Source organism: Natronomonas marina, assembly GCF_024298905.1.
Classification (GTDB): domain Archaea; phylum Halobacteriota; class Halobacteria; order Halobacteriales; family Haloarculaceae; genus Natronomonas; species Natronomonas marina.
Genome location: NZ_CP101154.1, coordinates 524030 through 539500, shown reverse-complemented (window position 1 = coordinate 539500; position 15471 = coordinate 524030). Strand labels below are relative to the sequence as shown.

Annotated in this window: 13 protein-coding genes; 7 read left to right on the top strand and 6 right to left on the bottom strand. The window is 69.1% G+C overall.

The genetic code is table 11. The features are described from left to right. The first annotated feature begins 45 nt into the window (after window positions 1-45). The 5 genes from NLF94_RS02910 to NLF94_RS02890 all read left to right on the top strand — a co-directional run bounded on the left by NLF94_RS02910 (window position 46) and on the right by NLF94_RS02890 (window position 8056). Window positions 46-1740, top strand: a complete 1695-nt coding sequence (locus tag NLF94_RS02910; protein WP_254839959.1) for an aldehyde ferredoxin oxidoreductase family protein — start codon at window positions 46-48, stop codon at window positions 1738-1740. A 332-nt stretch (window positions 1741-2072) separates the two neighbouring features. Continuing rightward, entirely contained in the window at window positions 2073-2576 is a 504-nt protein-coding gene (gene trpY, locus NLF94_RS02905) for a TrpY family transcription regulator (protein ID WP_254839958.1), read from the top strand. A gap of 105 nt (window positions 2577-2681) precedes the next feature. Then, window positions 2682-5891, top strand: coding sequence for an isoleucine--tRNA ligase (ileS, locus tag NLF94_RS02900; protein WP_254839957.1), 3210 nt, complete (start codon window positions 2682-2684; stop codon window positions 5889-5891). Beyond that, complete coding sequence (locus NLF94_RS02895) at window positions 5892-7853, top strand: CARDB domain-containing protein (protein WP_254839956.1); 1962 nt, start codon at window positions 5892-5894, stop codon at window positions 7851-7853. It begins immediately after the preceding gene. Next, window positions 7850-8056 (top strand): hypothetical protein, encoded by a 207-nt coding sequence (locus NLF94_RS02890; RefSeq protein WP_254839955.1) that lies wholly within the window; start codon window positions 7850-7852, stop codon window positions 8054-8056. The genes NLF94_RS02895 and NLF94_RS02890 overlap by 4 nt, the downstream gene beginning before the upstream one ends. Here the strand turns inward: NLF94_RS02890 and prs are convergent, their stop codons facing one another. The 5 genes from prs to NLF94_RS02865 form a co-directional block, all read right to left on the bottom strand. Next, window positions 8057-8890, bottom strand: a complete 834-nt coding sequence (prs, locus tag NLF94_RS02885; protein WP_254839954.1) for a ribose-phosphate diphosphokinase — start codon at window positions 8888-8890, stop codon at window positions 8057-8059. It abuts the gene before it with no gap. 45 nt (window positions 8891-8935) lie between these two features. Further along, entirely contained in the window at window positions 8936-9811 is an 876-nt protein-coding gene (locus NLF94_RS02880) for a polyprenyl synthetase family protein (RefSeq protein WP_254839953.1), read from the bottom strand. A gap of 78 nt (window positions 9812-9889) precedes the next feature. Next, complete coding sequence (locus tag NLF94_RS02875) at window positions 9890-10855, bottom strand: electron transfer flavoprotein subunit alpha/FixB family protein (protein WP_254839952.1); 966 nt, start codon at window positions 10853-10855, stop codon at window positions 9890-9892. Next, a complete protein-coding gene (locus NLF94_RS02870; RefSeq protein WP_254839951.1) occupies window positions 10852-11646 on the bottom strand; it encodes an electron transfer flavoprotein subunit beta/FixA family protein in 795 nt (264 codons plus the stop codon). The genes NLF94_RS02875 and NLF94_RS02870 overlap by 4 nt, the downstream gene beginning before the upstream one ends. A 147-nt stretch (window positions 11647-11793) precedes the next feature. Then, window positions 11794-12900: a helix-turn-helix transcriptional regulator gene (locus NLF94_RS02865; RefSeq protein ID WP_254839950.1), complete on the bottom strand. Its 1107-nt coding sequence runs from the start codon at window positions 12898-12900 to the stop codon at window positions 11794-11796. A 153-nt stretch (window positions 12901-13053) separates the two neighbouring features. On the opposite strand from NLF94_RS02865, the gene NLF94_RS02860 reads away from it, so the two are divergent. Together NLF94_RS02860 and NLF94_RS02855 are read left to right on the top strand one after the other, a co-directional pair. After that, window positions 13054-14262 (top strand): DUF7096 domain-containing protein, encoded by a 1209-nt coding sequence (locus tag NLF94_RS02860; protein WP_254839949.1) that lies wholly within the window; start codon window positions 13054-13056, stop codon window positions 14260-14262. A gap of 37 nt (window positions 14263-14299) precedes the next feature. After that, complete coding sequence (locus tag NLF94_RS02855) at window positions 14300-14755, top strand: archaellin/type IV pilin N-terminal domain-containing protein (RefSeq protein ID WP_254839948.1); 456 nt, start codon at window positions 14300-14302, stop codon at window positions 14753-14755. On the opposite strand, the gene NLF94_RS02850 is transcribed toward NLF94_RS02855, so the two are convergent. Further along, window positions 14752-15417 carry a methyltransferase domain-containing protein gene (locus tag NLF94_RS02850; RefSeq protein WP_254839947.1) on the bottom strand — a complete coding sequence of 222 codons (666 nt, stop codon included), beginning with the start codon at window positions 15415-15417 and terminating at the stop codon, window positions 14752-14754. The two genes, NLF94_RS02855 and NLF94_RS02850, sit on opposite strands and share 4 nt — an antisense overlap. Window positions 15418-15471: the final 54 nt, after the last annotated feature.

The following is a 15471-nucleotide window of genomic DNA, read 5'->3' as shown; positions in this document are numbered from 1 at the left end:
GTGGCAGACGTTTTATAGGTGCGGGACGCCCCTACTCGACCGTCAATGATACACGCAGAGGGTCCGCTCCTGTCCGTCGACATCGGGTCGCGAGAGACGACCGAGGAGAAAATCGACGACGTACTCGAGTCGTTCGTCGGCGGGCGCGGCGTCGGGACGAAACTCGCCCACGACCGGATCCCGTTCGACGCCGACCCGCTCGGCCCCGACAACAGCCTCGTGTTCGCTGCCGGGCCGCTACAGACCTCGATGATGAGTTACACCGGCCGGCTCTCGTGTACGGGGCTGTCGCCGCTGACCGACGGGTTGCTCTCCTCGAACGCCGGCGGCTTCATGTCCCGGCCCTTCGTCGACACCGGCTACTCGGCGATCGAGATAACCGGCGCGAGCGACGAACTCGTCGGCGTCCACGTCACCGACGAGGGCGTCGAGTTCGAACCCGTCCCCGACCTCGAGGAGGCGACCGTCGAGGAGACCACCGACTACGTCGGAGAATCCGCCGGCCTCGACAAGGAGCACACCGCCGTCGTCGGTCCCGCCGGCGACAACGAGGTTCGCTTCGCCGCCATCATCACCTCCGGGTCGCGGGCGTTCGGTCGCGGCGGCCTCGGGGCCGTCCTCGGCGCCAAGAACGTCAAGTTCCTCACCGTCGACGGCGACTCCCGCCCCGAAATCGAGGGACTGGACGACGAACTCGTCCGGGAGATTCACCGGGAAGCCTCCGAGTCCGGCAGCCCGATGAAGGACGCCGGCACCGTCTCCGTCTCCGACTACGCCAACGCGGTCGGCGCGCTCCCGACGAAGTACTTCCAGGAACTCAGTTACGACGCCGTCGACGACATCGGCTCGGCGGCCGTCATCGAGCACAAGTACAAGAAGGGAACGTGTTCGTCGTGTGCCTTCGCCTGCAAACTGCCGACCCGCGACGAGGAATCGGGTCTCGAGACGGAGGGCCCCGAGTACGAGACGATGATGTCGTTCGGCTCGAACGCCCTGGTCGACGACTTCGTCGCCATCATGAAGTCGAACGAACTGTGCGACCAGTACGGGCTGGACACTATCTCCTGTGGCGACGCCGTCGCCGCCTACCTCGCCGCCAACGACGAGTTCGGCAACGCCGACCTCATCCACGAGCTCGTCGAGAAGATCGCCTACCGCGAGGGCGTCGGCGACACGCTGGCGGAGGGCATCGACCGCTTCCACGACGAACTCGGCGTCGAGAACTGGACGATGAAAGGCATGGAGTTCGCCGCCCACGACGGCCGGACGCTCAACGGCCAGGGGCTCTCCTTCGCCACGTCGAACCGCGGCGCCGACCACATGTACGCCGAGATGTACCAGCTGGAGTACCCCCTCGTCGCCCCCGAGCAGGCGCTGGACTCCGACGGCGTCGAGGGCAAGTCCGAACGGCTCGTCGAGATGGAGAACAAGAACGCCGTCCACGACTCCGGCGTGCTCTGCAAGTTCGCCTTCTCCAGCATGACCCACGAGCGGTACGCCCGGCTGTTCGACGCCGACTGGGAGACGCTGATGGACGTCGGCGGCCGCATCGTCGAACTCGAGCGGCACTTCAACAACCAGCGCGGCTTCGACCGGTCGGACGACGCCGACCTGCCGTACGAGCTGGAGGGGCTCGACGCCGAACTGTCGAACTACTACGAACGGCGCGGCTGGAACGACGACGGCACCGTCCCCGACGGCGCCGTCGGCGGGTCCGGTGCCGCCCCGGCCGACGACTGAACCCCGCCCGACGGACGCGGGCGTTCGTCCGAGCCGGGCCCCCTGGATTTAAATACCGGAACGGGACCACCGACCGTGTGCTGTGACCGCGACCGACCGGCGCCTCGCGGGAGCGCGGTGCATCGCCGGTCGGCGTCCGTTCCGCCCGCACCGCCTGTTCGCTACTCCGGTGACATCGAGCTACGTCACGCTTCCGTTCCTCGTCCCGTAGGCCCCGCGGGCGGTGGCGACGGCCGTTCCCTCCTCGTCCGTGCCCCCGTGTCGAACGTTCGTCCGAACTGTCGTGTCCCCGGCGGCGTAACTGACAACACCCCTCCCTTCGAGGGGCGTGTATGTTCGACGAGATCATGCGGAAGTTCGAGGACAGCCCGAGCCAGCAGGCTGTCATCCGGCTTCTGCTCGAGCGGGGCTTCTCGGTCAACGACGAGGGGCGGGTGGTCTCCGGCGGCATCGAGATCCCCAACACCGGCATCGCCCGGGAGATAGACGTCGACCGGCGGGTCGTCGACGCGACGACCGACGCCATTCTCGAGGACGAACAGCTACGCCGCATCTTCCAGAACATCTCCGCGATCCCCTCGCTGATGGATTTGGCGCCGGTGCTCGATCTGACGGTCCTCACGATCCTTCCCGAGGATGCCGACAAGCCCGGTATCGTCGCGGCGGTGACGGGAGTCCTCGCCGACCGGGGCATATCCATCCGGCAGACGATAAGCGAGGACCCGGAGTTCACCGACGAGCCGAAGCTCTACCTCATCACCGACGAGGAACTGGACGGCGAGGTGATAAACGAGATTCGCTCCCTGGCGTTCGTCCGCAAGATCGAACTGGAGTGACCGAGCCAACGCCGACCGTTGCGGCGGTCGTACGCCGTTTCGGGCCACCGGAACCGTTGACACGCTACCGATTCTCCTTTAACAGCGCGGCCGAACATGGGTGATATGAGCAGGTTCGAAGCGGTCGACGACCAGTACGAGGCCCACGAGGTCGAGGACCGCGTCTTCGAGCACTGGGACGCGGTCGACGCCTACGAGAAGACGAAGGAGCACCGTGCCGACGGCGAGGACTTCTTCTTCGTCGACGGGCCGCCGTACACCTCCGGGGCGGCCCACATGGGGACGACCTGGAACAAGACCCTCAAGGACGCCTACATCCGGTATCTGCGAATGTGCGGCTACGACGTCACCGACCGTCCCGGCTACGACATGCACGGGCTCCCCATCGAGACCCGCGTCGAGGAGGAACTCGGCTTCGAGAACAAGAAGGACATCGAGGAGTTCGGCGAGCAGAAGTTCATCGAGGAGTGCAAGGCCTTCGCCGACGAGCAACTCGAGGGCCTCCAGAAGGACTTCAAATCCTTCGGCGTCTGGATGGACTGGGACAATCCCTACAAGACGGTCGACCCCTCCTACATGGAGGCTGCGTGGTGGGGCTTTTCGAAGGCCCACGACCGCGGCCTCGTCGAGCAGGGCCAGCGCTCCATCTCGCAGTGCCCGCGGTGTGAGACCGCCATCGCCAACAACGAGGTCGAGTACGAACACGTCGAGGACCCCTCCATCTACGTGAAGTTCCCCCTCTCCGGACGAGAGGGATCGCTGGTCATCTGGACGACGACCCCGTGGACCATCCCGGCCAACACCTTCGTCGCCGTCGACGGCGACGCCACCTACCAGGCCGTCGAGGCTCGTCGCGGCGACGAGACCGACCTGCTGTATCTCGAGGCCTCCTGCGTCGAGGACGTCGTCGAGGTCGGCGGCTACGACGACTACGAGGTCCGCGAGGAACTGACCGGCGAGGAAATGGTCGGCTGGACCTACGAGCACCCGCTCCGGGAGGAGGTCCCCGACGCCCCCGACTTCGAGGGCGCACTGCAGGTCTACACCGCCGACTACGTCGAGGCCGACCGGACCGGCCTGGTCCACTCCGCGCCCGGCCACGGCGAGGAGGACTTCGAGCGGGGTCGGGGACTCGGCCTGGACATCTTCTGTCCGGTCGACCCCGACGGCGTCTACGGCGAGGCGGCGGGCGAGTACGCCGGCCAGTTCGTCAAGGACGCCGACCCGGACATCATGGACGACCTCGAGGCGAAGGGCCTGATGCTCTCGCGGGACACGTACCACCACGACTACGGGCACTGCTGGCGCTGCGACACGCCCGTCATCCAGATGGTGACCGACCAGTGGTTCATCACGGTCACCGACATCAAGGAGGAACTGCTGGACAACATCGAGGACACGGAGTGGCACCCCGCGGAGGCCCGCGACAACCGCTTCCGGGACTTCGTCGAGGAGTCGCCGGACTGGAACGTCTCCCGACAGCGCTACTGGGGCATCCCCATCCCAATCTGGACGCCGGAAGAGTGGTCCGGTGACGTCGAGGACGCCATCGTCGTCGCCACCCGCGAGGAACTGGCCGAGCGGGTCGACCAGGACGTCAACCCCGACGCGGTCGACCTCCACAAGGACACCGTCGACGAGCTGACCATCACCGAGGACGGCACGACCTACAGCCGGGTCCCCGACGTGTTCGACGTCTGGCTGGACTCCTCGGTGGCGTCGTGGGGGACCATCGGCTTCCCGGAGAGCGACGAGGCCTTCGAGGAGCTGTGGCCCGCCGACCTCATCATGGAGGCCCACGACCAGACGCGCGGGTGGTTCTGGTCGCAACTCGGGATGGGCACCGCGGCGCTCGGGGAGGTCCCCTACCGGGAGGTGCTGATGCACGGGTGGGCGCTGATGCCGGACGGCCGGACGATGTCGAAGTCGAAGGGCATCCTCGTCGACCCACAGGAGGTCATCGAGGAGTACGGCGTCGACCCGATGCGGCTGTTCCTGCTCGGGCAGACCCCACAGGGCGACGACATGCGCTTCTCGTGGGACGAGATGGAGAACCGGACCCGCGATCTCAACATCCTCTGGAACGTCTTCCGGTTCCCGCTGCCGTACATGCGGCTGGACGACTTCGAGCCCCAGGTGGCGACCCCGAGCGGCGACGCTGCCGACGGGTTCGGGACCCTCGAACTGGAGACGGTCGACGAGTGGGTGCTGTCGCGGCTCCAGACCGTCGTCGCCGAGATGACGGATCACTGGGAGGACTTCCGGCAGGACAAGGCGCTCGACGCGCTTCTGTCGTTCGTCGTCGAGGACGTCTCCCGGTTCTACATCCAGGTCGTCCGCGAGCGGATGTGGGAAGAGGAAGAGTCGACGAGCAAGCGGGCCGCCTACGAGACGCTGTACCACGTCCTCGTGGAGACGACGAAGTTGCTGGCGCCGTTCGGCCCGTTCGTCGCCGACGAGATTTACGGGACGCTGGCCGGCGAGGAGGGGTACGACACGGTCCACATGTGCGACTGGCCCGAGGTCGACGAGACGCTCCGTGACCCGCAACTGGAGACCGACATCGAGGTCGTGGCGGCCGTCGAGGAGGCCGGCTCGAACGCCCGCCAGCAGGCCGAGCGGAAGCTCCGGTGGCCCGTCCAGCGGGTCGTCGTCGCGGCCGACGACGCCGAGGCGGCCGCGGCGGTCGACCGCCACCGCCCGCTGCTGCGGGACCGGCTCAACGCCCGCGAGATCGAACTCGTCGAGACCGGCGCCGACTGGGAGGAACTTCGGTACAGCGCCCGCGCCGACATGTCGGTGCTGGGGCCCGCCTTCGGCGAGGATGCCGGCGAGGTGATGGACGCACTGAACGCCGTCACGCTGGCGGAGGCCAGCGTCGACGCCCTGGAAGCCGCCGTCGCGGACGAACTCGGCCGCGAGGTCGAGTTGACGGAGGAGATGGTGTCGTTCAACGCCGAGACCCCCGCGGGCGTCGAGGGGACGCCCTTCGCGGTCGACGGCGAGGACCGCGGCGTCGTCTACGTCGACACGACGCTGACCGAGGACATCGAGTCGGAGGGCTACGCCCGCGAGGTCGTCCGCCGTGTCCAGGAGATGCGCAAGGAACTGGACCTCGACATCGAGGCCGAGATTCGCGTCGACCTCGACGTCGCCGACGATCGGGTCGCCGACCTCGTGCGGGAGCGCGAGGCGCTCATCGCCGAAGAGGTCCGCGCGGCCGCCTTCGGCCCGGTCGCGGACGGACACCGCCGGACCTGGGACGTCGAGGGCACCGACATGCGGATAGGTATCGAGCCCGTACCTGACGAGTAAATGAACGGTCGGGCGGTCCTCCGGGTCGCGCTCCTCGTCGTGCTCGTGGCGACCGGGACCGCCGCCGTCGCCGGGACGGCCGCCGCCGACGGCGTCGACGTCGACCACACGGTCGGGATGGCCGACGACCCCGGGCGGGTGGACGTGACGACGCGGGTGGACGTGCCGGACGGCACGCCCGGACTCCGGGTGACGATCCCCGAGCGGACCGACGTCTACGAGACCGAGGGTTTCACCCGGGTGAACGACCGGACCTACGAGTGGACCCGCTCGACCGACGAGCCGTCCCTCTCCTACACGATGGGGGGCAACGTCACCGTCGACCGCGGGGCGGGGCAGCGACACCTCTTTGCGGTCACCGACGAGTGGGCCATCGTCCGTTCGCCGCGTGTCTTCCTCCGGGAACCGGGGAGGTCCGTCGAGGCCGACCAGCGGTACGCCGTCGAGGGCGAGGGCGCCGCCGGGCCGAACATCACGTACCTCGGCCCCCACCGCGAGCGGGCGCAGACCGCCGCAGGACAGCGGTTCCGGCTGGTCGTCCCGGAAGCGGCGGAGATGACGGCGTCGCCGGGGGCGGCGCTGGACTCGCTTTCGGCCGCCTCCCGCCGGGTCCCGTTCGGCGAGCGCGACGAGACGGTGTTCGTCGTCGTCGCCCCCACGACCGTCGAGTGGGCGGCGACCGGCCTCCAGGGCGGCGACGCCGACATGTGGGTCCGGGACGTCCAGCGGGTCGACACCGCCCGGAACGCCTGGGTCCACGAGTACGTCCACACCCGCCAGGACTACGAGGCGACGGAGGCGACCCGGTGGACGATAGAGGGGATGGCGGAGTACTACGCGGCGCTGCTCCCCTACGAGGCCGACCGCATCGACTACGGAGCGTTCCGCGAGAAGATGCAGCGGGGGACCCGCCCCGAGTACGAGGACGTCCGGCTGGTCGACCCGGACACCTGGCGGGCCAACGAGGGCGACTACGTGAAGGGCGCGCTCGTCTTCGGCGCGCTCGACCGGCGACTCCGCGCGAGCGAGGGCGCCTCGATGGACGGGGTCGTCGCGTCCTTCGGCGACCGGGAGGTCTCCCAGTCGGCGTTCCTCGAGGCGGTCGGGGAGACCGGCGCCCCCGAAACCCGCGAGGACGCCCGGCGGTACACCGAGACGACGGCGACCCCGCAGGTCTGGAACCGCTCGGCACACGTCGCGGCCTTCGGCGGTCCGCTCCTGCGGGGGTCCTTCGAGGGGTTCGCCGTCGCGGGCCCCTACCGGTCGGCGGGACTCGCGGCGCCGCGGGTCGTGGCCGGCGAGCGCCTCGAAGTAACCGTCGCCGTCCGCAACGCCGGCACCGAGACCGGCGAGTTCGACGTCGCGTTCCGGGTCGACGGCACTCGCATCGCCTCCCGGCGCGGCACCCTCGAGCCGGGCGAATCGACGACGCTGTCGTTCACGCGGCGGTTCGAGGCGGCCGGCGAGTACGAGCTCCGGGCGGGCACCGCGACGGCGACCGCGGTCGTCGAGGAACCGGCCGAGCCGCAGGTGACGGGCGTCTCGGCGGTCCCCGACAGTGCCGCGCTCGGCGAGCGGGTCCGGCTTCGCGTCGACGTGGCGTCGGGAGCCGACCGCCCCGCGGCCGGACCGGTCACCGTCACCGCAGGCGGCCGAACCGTTACGAGCGAGCGCGTCGCCTTTGCGGGAACGACCGCGGTCACGGCGAACGCGACGTTCGACTCGCCGGGCGAGCACACGATTCGGGCGGGCGAACGGACGGCGACGGTGACGGTCCGCGACGAGACGCCCACGTCCGGGCGCTCGACCGCCGCCGAGAGCGGCGACGGCGGTACCGGGTCGCCGCCCGGCGGCGGAGGAGAGACGACCCCGACGAGAGCCGACGGGTCGGGACCGGGCGTCGTCGTCGTCGCCGCGGCGCTGGCCGGAACGCTCGCGCTCCTGGGCAGGCGATACCCGTGACCGCCGACCCGCCGTATCTGGTGTGTCCGGCCTGCGAGCACAGCCAGCGGCTCGACGGGGGTGACGAGGCGGCCGACGACGAGGGAACGACCTGCCCTGAGTGCGGGTCGGCGCGAGCCTACCGGCACCACGAGTCCGCGCTGCCGGACGCGGCGAGCGAGGCGTACGTCAAACTGGACGCCGAGACCGCCGAGGAGACCTGACTACAGCGCGGCGGCGATGGCGGGCGCGGCGCTGACCTCGGAGACGGCCCGTTCGACGGTGTCGGTGCCGTACACCGCGTCGGCGCCGGCGTTTGCGAGTTTCGTCCGGGCGCTGCCGGCGAGCATCGGGTGGACGCAGGTGACGAAGACCCGTTCGGGCCCCGACAGCTGTTCGATGGCGGTGCTCATCGTCGACCCGGTCGCCACGATGTCGTCGACGAGAACCACGTCCCGGCCGGCGGTGGCGGCGTCGCTCGGTCGGATTTCGACCTCCGTGTCGGAGACACGGTGCTTCTCGAAGTAGTCCGTCTCGCCGGACCCGTGGGCGTCCCGGACGGTCTCGGCCAGCGCGACGGCGCCGGCGTCCGGCGACAGAAAGAGCGGGTCCGAAAGCGACGGCAGCGGGTCGGCCAGCCGGGCCGCGGCGTCGACGGTCTCGCAGGGGACCTCGAAGAAGTCACAGACGGCCGACTCGTGGGGGTTGACGGTCACGACGCGGTCGGTGCCGGTCGAGATGGCCCGCGCCACGGCGCGCGCCGAGACGGGTTCGCCGGTCTCGAAGGCCTCGTCCTGGCGGGCGTACCCCATGTACGGCAGGACGGTCACCACCTCCTCGGCCCGCTGGCGGACGGCGTCCTGCAACTGGAGCAACTCGACGTGGGCGCGGTCGGAGACCGTCGAGGCGACCACGACGGCACGTTCGTCGGTCCCGGGGACGCGAACGAGGCGTTCGCCGTCGGCGAAGCGGTCGTACTCGACGGCCGCGAGCGGTTCGTCGAGTTCCACCGAGAGTGCGGCCGCAATCTCCTGGGAGGCGACGCCGGGCACTATCATTGGCGGCTTTCTATCGTCCGTCGGTAAACGCGTTGCTGTTTTCCGTCACCGCTCGCGGACGACGACGAACTCCGCGAGGTCCTGGAGGTAGCCGGCGGCCTCCGAACCGACGGCGTCGGTCGCCTCCAGTGCCTCCAGTGCCGCCTCGGACTCCCGACGTGCCCGCTCGTTGGCCTCCTCGGGCGTCATGTCGGTTATCTGGACCAGCGAGGGCCGCTCCATGGCTTCGTCCTGTCCGGTCGGCTTGCCGAGTTCCGCGGGGTCGGCCGTCGCGTCGAGCACGTCGTCGCGTATCTGGAAGGCGATGCCGACCCGTTCGGCGTACCGGCCGAACGCCTCGACGGAGTAGGCGTCGGCGTCGGCGGCGATGGCGCCCAGTTCCGCCGCGGCCCGGAACAGCGCGCCCGTCTTCCGGCGGGCCAGTTCCATGTACTCCCCCTCGGTCGTCGGCTGTGCGACCAGTTCGGTCGCCTCCCCCTCGCCGAGTTCGACCATCGACTCGCTGACGACCTGCATCGCGCGCTCGTCGGCCGAGAAGAGCGCGAACGCCTCACCCAGCAGGCCGTCGCTGGTGACGATGGCGGGCCCGTGGCCGAAGGCCGCCCACGCGCTGTCGACGCCGCGGCGCAGTTCGGACTCGTCGATGATGTCGTCGACGACGAGCGAGGCGTTGTGGACGAGTTCGATGCCGACCGCGAAGTCGACGGCCGTGCTGGACGGCGGCGTCGAGCGGCCGTCCTCGCCTGCCAGTTCGCCGCCGGCGGCCTCGAAGGCCAGCAGCGTCACCATCGGTCGGACCCGCTTGCCCCCCGACAGCGAGACGTGTTCCAGACGCTCGGTCATCGCGTCCGGCTCGGTGGCGTCGAGGACGGGCTCCAGTCGCCCCTCGACGAGCGCTCGACGCCGCTCGAGATACTCCATAAAACGCGTAGGGTCGGTCCCCGGAAGTACGTGACGGATGCCGACGAAAGGGGTACTACCGGAACGCCGGGGTGGCGTTCAGATGTCGGGAGCTTCGCCGCCGAACTCCTCGATGAGTTCGGGCACGACCTCGAATAAGTCGTCGACGATGCCGTAATCGGCGATGTCGTAGATGGGCGCGTTGGGGTCGGTGTTGATGGCGACGATGGTGTCGGCGCCCTTCATGCCGGCGACGTGCTGGACGGCGCCGGAGATGCCGATGGCGATGTAGATGTCGGGCGTCACGACCTTGCCGGACTGGCCGACCTGGCGGTTCTTCGGCAGCCAGCCGTTGTCGACGATGGGCCGCGACGAGGACAGCGTCGCGCCCAGCGCGTCGGCCAGTTCCTCGACCAGCGGGAGGTTCTCCTCCTCCTCGATGCCGCGGCCGATGGAGACGAGCACGTCGGCCTCGGTGATGTCGACGTCGCCGCCGCCGACCTCCTCGAAGCCGTTGACGGTCGTGCCGAGGTCGGCGTCGATGTCCGCGTCGAAGGCCTCGATAGCGGCGTCGCCGGTCTCCTCGGCCTTCGGCCACTCGGCCGGCCGGATGGTGATGGCGTACTGGTCGGCGTCGACGTCGTAGGTGGTCTCGACCTTGCCGCCGTACTGCTCTCGCGTCACCTCGACGGTCCCGTCGGCCTCGAAGTCGATGACGTCGGTGACCAGCGGGATGTCGAGGCTCTCGGCGACGGCGGGGGCGTAGTCCAGCGCGTTGACCGAGTTCGGCGTCACGAGCGCGGTGGGGTCGAGTTCGGCGTGCAGTTGCTCGATGGCCTGCGTGTAGACGCCGTGGTTGAACTCCTCGCCCTCGTCGACGGTGTAGATGGTGTCGACGCCGTCGCGGTTCAGGTCCTCGGCGAAGCCGTCGACGTCGCCGCCGACGACGAGCAGCGAGAGGTCGGTTCCGAGGTCGTCGGCCAGCCGACGACCGGCGGTGACGAGTTCGAAGGAGACGTCGCGGACCTCGCCGCGACGGTGCTCGGCGACTGCCAGTACCGTCATCCTTCGACCACTCCCTTGTCGCGGAGGAACTCGGCCAGTTCGCCGGCGGTCTCCTCGGGGCTACCCTCCCAGTAGGTGGCGTCGCCCTCGGATTCGGGTTCGTACATCTCGGTCCGCTCGACGGGCGAGTCGACGACGGAGTCGTCGAGCCCGATGTCGTCGAGGCCCTGGACTTCGAGCGGCTTCCGCTGGGCCTGCCGGATGCCGCGCAGGCTGGCGTAGCGAGGCTCGTTGATGCCGGTCTGGATGGTGAGCACCGCCGGCAGGTCGACGTCGGTCAGCTCCTCGACGCCGCCCTCGAGTTCACGGCGGACGCTGGCGAGGCCGGCGTCGGCGTCCAGATCCAGCGAGTTGACGACGGCGGCCCACTCGAAGCCGAGCCGTTCGGCCAGCGCGACGCCGGTCGCACCGTTGGCGTCGTCGCCGGCCTGCACGCCCGAGAGGACGAAGTCGGGGTCCTCCTGTTCGGCGACGGCCGCGAGCAGTTCGGCCTTCGTGTCGATGTCGAGGAACTGCGCCGACTCCAGGGAGTCGTCCCAGACGCGCACCGCGCGGTCGGCGCCCTTCGCCAGGGCCATCCTGATGGTCTCTTCGGCGCGCTCGGGACCGATGGTGACGGTGACCACCTCGACGTCGTCGTTCTCCTCCGAGATCTGTACGGCTTCCTCAACGGCGTAGTCGTCCCACTCGTTGAGGTCGTATTCGAGGGAGCTTTCGTCGATGTCGAGCCCGGAGATGCGGAACTCGTCGTCGACCTCGGCTACCTCTTTGACGGTGACGAGTATTTTCATAACGGCTAGTCGTTGGATATGACGACCGTTCTCGGTTAAACGTTTCCGAATCGTACAGCGTTTGTCGCAACGCCGTACTGGAGTGAACACTGTCCAGTCCCGAGCGTGGATTCGACCGACAGGCGTCCTCGGAGCCGGACTCGAGGGTCAGGCGTCCTCGGAGCCGGACTCGAGGTCGGTGACTCCCTCGTCCGGGAAGCTGATGAGGTTCTCCCGACCGATTCGGAGCTTGTCGATGCGGTCGGCCTCCTCCATCGAGGACAGCAGCTGTGAGACCTTGGCGTTCGACCAGCCGGTCTCCTTGACGATGTTGGCCTGCTTCATCCGGCCGCCGTTCTGCTCGAGGAGGTACTCGACGCGTTCCTCGTCGGAGAGTAACTCCAGGTCCGGCTCGTCGTCCGGTTCGGCCTCGTCGGGGTCGTCCGGTTTCGCCTCCTCGTCGGGCGCCGCGGTGGCGTCCGGCCCGGGGTTGGCCGCCGCCGGCGGCTCCTCGTCGGAGGTCGTGCCGTCCCGGCGGCGCCACAGCAGGTACAGCCCGAGGAGGAGCGCCGCGCCGCTCAAGACGAGCGCCCCGATCAAGAGCAGCGTCGAGGCCCCCAGGCCGTCGCCCGGTCCTGCGGGGTCGGGCTGGTAGACGATCTCGAAGTAGCCCGGCTCGAAGGTCTGCGGGCCCTCCCACCTGAGATCGCCGTCCTCGGCGCCGATGGGCGACGTCGTCGGCGCAGTGTAGCCCGGCGGCGACCGGATGACGAGAGTCTGGTTCGGGCCGATGCCGGAGAGCCACGTCCCGTTCGTGGTTTTGAACGCGTCCCCGACGTACATCGTCCCGTTCTCGTCGATACGGGCGAACGATTCCCAGGTGAAAGACACCTGCAACTCCCCGTATCGGTCGACCGTTCCGTTGTCGGTCGTCCCGTTGACCAGTTCGGCCGACCGGTTCGCCGACCCGACCGTCATCTCCCGGCCGGTCGTCCGGGAAGCCTCCGAGGCGGCCCGTCTGAACGCGTCGACTCCCAGTCGGAAGTCCTGATCGCCCTGCTCGTAGGCCTCGGCGAACGACCGGAAGTTCTCGACGTCCTCCCGATCGTCCAGCGGGACGGTGGCGACGATGGTCCAGCGGCCGTCGCCGTCGTCCTGAAGCTGGAGTTCGAGCCGGGTTTCCTCCGCCGACGGCTGTGCGCCCGCCGGAACGGCACCGAAAACCAGGGCGGCCACCAGGAGACCACAGAGCAGGAGGGGGACCCGACACCGCATACCTGGGGCATGCACACCGATACGGGAAAACGCTTTCTATCACGCGATAAAACGTCTGCAGTCTTTATACTACCTCTCGTTCGCTTTGAGGCCGTTTTTGTACCAGCGTACGAGACGGTCGGATTTTTACTTGCCCGGTTCGAGGTGGGTCGTATGCAGGGTCTCCGGGCAGTCGCACTCGCCCTCCTCGTCTGTCTCGGTTCGGTCGGGGCTGCGGGCGCCCTCCAGCAGGGGACGGGGTCGCCCATGGTGGTCCAGACCGCCGAGAACACCTCCAACTATCTGGGACCGAACGCCAGCGACGTCGACCGCAGCGGCCAGGAGACGACGTCGATCGACGTCGCGGCGACAGTCAGCGCCAACGGCGGCGAGGTCAGATCGACGTTCTCGATGGTCTCGCTCCAGCGCAAGTACGACGACGCCGGCTCCGAGGAGGCCCGGCGAACCGTCGTCCGCAACGGGACCGACCGGCTCGCCGGGCGCGTCGATGCCCTCGAGAGCCGGGAGATAGATTCCATCGACCGGTACGCAGGCGGCGAGATCGAGGAAGCGGACCTGTTCCGCATCCTCTCGGGGATTCACGCCGAGGCAGAACAGCGGGCCGAGACCGCGAGATGGCTCCAGAACCGGGCGGGCGAACTCGGGATGAGCGAGGAGGCCGCCCGGCTGTCGACGTTGCGGATTCGGCTGACCCCGCTGGAGGGTCCGGTCCGGGACGACATCATCGAGGGACTCGACGGGACCAAGACGACCCGCGTCCACGCCGAGACCGCCGGGGGCGGGCTCGTTCTCGCGACGGTACAGCGCCAGGAGGACGGCAGGTACGTCTACGTCCGCGAGGCGTACACCCCAGGGATCAGGAACGTCCGCGACTCCGACAGGTACGGCAACTTCGTGGAGGTCTTCAGCCGTCTCACCGAGATCTACCCCTGGGTGAACGAGGGGAACCCGGGCGTCGACGATCCGGACCGCATCGGGACCGAGGGAGCCCGGCTGTACAGCATCGTCTACCGCTACGACCACGGGGAACTGACGCCGTACCTCGACGGCGGCACCGGCCGGGTCGTCAAGGAGACACAGCGAAAGCACGTCGACCGGGTTCCGACCGAGAGCTTCAACAGGACGAATGGCGCCGACAGTCTCCGGGTGCGGGTCGACACCACCTACGCCAGTGGGCCGCTCGGCGTGACGGCCTACGATACGGCGACGGGCCAGCCGGTCGACGCCAGCGTCACCGTCAACGGCGACCACGTCGGCCGAACGGGTGGCCAGCGCCTCTGGACCGTCGCCCCGCGGGGGCAGATCAACGCGACCGTCACCCACGATGGAGAGACGGTCGTCGTCGAGACGACCGTCTCGTAGCCGAACCCTCTTGTAGGAAGCCGCGGCCACCGACCGCATGTCGGATCGCGCCGCCGTGCCGGTCGTCGGCGTCGTCCTGCTCGTCGCGTTGACCGTCGTCACGGCGGCCGGCGTCGGCGCCCTCCTCTCGGCGACCCCGCCCGACGGCACGACGGTAGCCGCCTTCGACTGTACGGCCGCCCCGGACGGCACGGTGACGGTGACCCACCGGGGCGGCGGCGCCGTCGATCCCGAACGGCTCCGTGTCCGAATCAGCGTCGGCGGCCGGCGACTGGCCGAGCAGCCGCCGGTCCCGTTCTTCTCGGCGACGGGGTTCCACAGCGGGCCGACGGGCCCGTTCAACAGCGCGTACTCGGGGTCGTGGACGGCGGGCGAGACGGCGTCGCTGCGAGTGGCCTCGACGAACGCGCCGGCGATCCGGGCGGGCGCGAGCGTCGAGATACGGATGTACGTCGGCGACCGGCGGATCGCCGTTCTGGAGACGACCGCCTAGACGGCCTCAACGCCGACCTCGCTGTCGGTCGTTTCTCCGTCCTCCTCCGGCACGTAGGCGACGGTGGTGATGGCCCGCGGCGTCCCGGGGGCCCGCTGCTGGATGTGGTGTTCGAACTCTTCGAAGCCCGCCTCGGCGAACATCCGGTCGGCCTCCCCCTCGTCGTAGAACAGCATGATGGCGTCGGCGAGTTTCTGGAACACCGAGGATTTGGGGTAGTCCGGGCCGACGACGAGGACGGGGCGGCCGGGCTTGGTCACCCGTCGGGCCTCTCGCAGAGCGGCGACGGGGTCGGGCCAGTACTCGATGGAGCCCGACGACCAGTAGCCGTCGAAACTGTCGTCGGCGAATGGCAGCCGTTCGGCGTCGCCGCGCGTGAACGTCACGTCGCCCCGCTTGCCGAACTTCGCGTAGGCTTTCTCCAGTTGGTGGGCCGACTGATCGAGCCCCCAGACGTCGTCGGTCTGCCGCAACAGCCCCTCGGTCGCAAAGCCGGTGCCACAGCCGACGTCGAGCACGCGGTCGCCGGCCTCGACGCCGAACCACTCCAGTGCCTCGTCGCGCATCTCCTCGTTCCAGATGAAGGGATTGATGGTGTCGTACACCTTCGAGAGGTACCTGTAGAACACCCGCGCGCGAGCCTTGTCTTCGAGCAGTCCCATCGACGGCTCTTGGGACGGTCCGGCCATAACTCCCCGGATTCGTCGGCGACCGTG

Bases quoted from the DNA above. Each gene is read 5' to 3' on its own strand.
- prs (WP_254839954.1), bottom strand. From the start codon at position 8,890: ATGATAGTGCCCGGCGTCGCCTCCCAGGAGATTGCGGCCGCACTCTCG.
- NLF94_RS02850 (WP_254839947.1), bottom strand. From the start codon at position 15,417: ATGGGACTGCTCGAAGACAAGGCTCGCGCGCGGGTGTTCTACAGGTAC.
- ileS (WP_254839957.1), top strand. From the start codon at position 2,682: ATGAGCAGGTTCGAAGCGGTCGACGACCAGTACGAGGCCCACGAGGTC.
- NLF94_RS02870 (WP_254839951.1), bottom strand. From the start codon at position 11,646: ATGAAAATACTCGTCACCGTCAAAGAGGTAGCCGAGGTCGACGACGAG.
- NLF94_RS02875 (WP_254839952.1), bottom strand. From the start codon at position 10,855: ATGACGGTACTGGCAGTCGCCGAGCACCGTCGCGGCGAGGTCCGCGAC.
- trpY (WP_254839958.1), top strand. From the start codon at position 2,073: ATGTTCGACGAGATCATGCGGAAGTTCGAGGACAGCCCGAGCCAGCAG.
- NLF94_RS02855 (WP_254839948.1), top strand. From the start codon at position 14,300: ATGTCGGATCGCGCCGCCGTGCCGGTCGTCGGCGTCGTCCTGCTCGTC.
- NLF94_RS02895 (WP_254839956.1), top strand. From the start codon at position 5,892: ATGAACGGTCGGGCGGTCCTCCGGGTCGCGCTCCTCGTCGTGCTCGTG.
- NLF94_RS02865 (WP_254839950.1), bottom strand. From the start codon at position 12,900: ATGCGGTGTCGGGTCCCCCTCCTGCTCTGTGGTCTCCTGGTGGCCGCC.
- NLF94_RS02910 (WP_254839959.1), top strand. From the start codon at position 46: ATGATACACGCAGAGGGTCCGCTCCTGTCCGTCGACATCGGGTCGCGA.
- NLF94_RS02880 (WP_254839953.1), bottom strand. From the start codon at position 9,811: ATGGAGTATCTCGAGCGGCGTCGAGCGCTCGTCGAGGGGCGACTGGAG.
- NLF94_RS02860 (WP_254839949.1), top strand. From the start codon at position 13,054: ATGCAGGGTCTCCGGGCAGTCGCACTCGCCCTCCTCGTCTGTCTCGGT.